This window comes from Couchioplanes azureus, from assembly GCF_014648355.1.
Taxonomy (GTDB): domain Bacteria; phylum Actinomycetota; class Actinomycetes; order Mycobacteriales; family Micromonosporaceae; genus Actinoplanes; species Actinoplanes azureus.
In genome coordinates this window covers 1-1,159 of the sequence record NZ_BMQY01000036.1, presented here as the reverse complement: position 1 = coordinate 1,159, position 1,159 = coordinate 1, and the positions used below count along the sequence as shown (strand labels likewise).

Here is a 1,159-nt window from a genome sequence, read left to right as displayed (position 1 = left end):
TCGCTGCCGGCACCGGCCCGGCCCGGAGAGACATGGCCTGATCAGGAGCTTGACCGCCAGTAGCCGCTGACGTGTCTCATCACAGTCCTGCCGTTCTCCGCACCGGACCGGGACCTGCTGCGTCCTCACCGGGCAAGGAGAAGAACGCATGTCCATGCTGGCAGAACTGGCCGAGGTCGTCATCGGCGTCGACACCCATAAAGAGACCCACAGCGCCGCGATCCTCGACACGCGCACCGGCGCGGTGCTGGACCGGGTCACCGTCAGCGCCGACCCCGACGGCTACACCGCGCTGATCGCCCTGGCCGAGCAGCACTCGGGCCTGCGCGCCTGGGCGCTGGAGGGCTCCGGCGGATACGGCGCCGGCCTGACCCGGCACCTGGCCGACGCGGACGAACTGGTCGTCGAGCTGGACCGGCCGCAACGTCCAGTGCGCCGAAGCGGGGCGAAGTCGGATGCGATCGACGCCGAGCGCGCCGCCCGTGACGCCCTCGCCCGCACGCGTCTGGCCCAACCTAAAACCGGCGCTCAACGCGCTGCGCTGCAGATTCGGCTGACCGCCCGGCGCGCGGCTGTGGAGGCCGGCGCCGACGCCCAAAGGCAGCTGCACGCCTTGGTCATCACCGCACCCGAACCAGTGCGGGCCCGGTTCCGCGGCCAAAGCACCCGGATCATGCTCGTCACCGCCACCCGCCTGCGCCCGGCCGCGGTCACCAACGTCGAGGTGTTCACCTGTCTGAGCGTGCTCCGCGACCTGGCCCGCCGCGTGCGGTTTCTCGAAGCCGAAGCCGCCGCGCACGAGAAAGCGATCCGCGCGATCGTGCGCTCGTGGCGCCCGGAGCTACTCGCGTTGACCGGCGTGGGACCGATCGTCGCCGCCACCGTGCTCACCGCCTGGTCACACCCTGGCCGGTGCCGCAACGACGCCGCGTTCGCCATGCTCGCCGGCGCCGCTCCGATCCCCGCGTCCTCCGGCAAGATCGTGCGTCACCGGCTCAACCGCAGCGGCGACCGCCAACTCAACCGCGCCCTGCACACCATCGTGCTGACCCGACTCAAGCAGGACGAACGCACCCAGGCCTACGCCGAACGCCGCCGCGCTCAAGGCAGAACCGACCGCGAGATCAAGCGCTGCCTCAAGCGTTACATCGCCCGAGAA

Annotated in this window: 1 protein-coding gene; it reads left to right on the top strand. The window is 71.0% G+C overall.

Going from position 1 to position 1,159, the window contains the following annotated elements; all coding sequences use genetic code 11:
• Positions 1-148: 148 nt before the first annotated feature.
• Positions 149-1,159: IS110 family RNA-guided transposase (locus tag IEY99_RS33745; RefSeq protein WP_189208188.1), on the top strand; the 1,011-nt coding region annotated here is incomplete at its 3' end.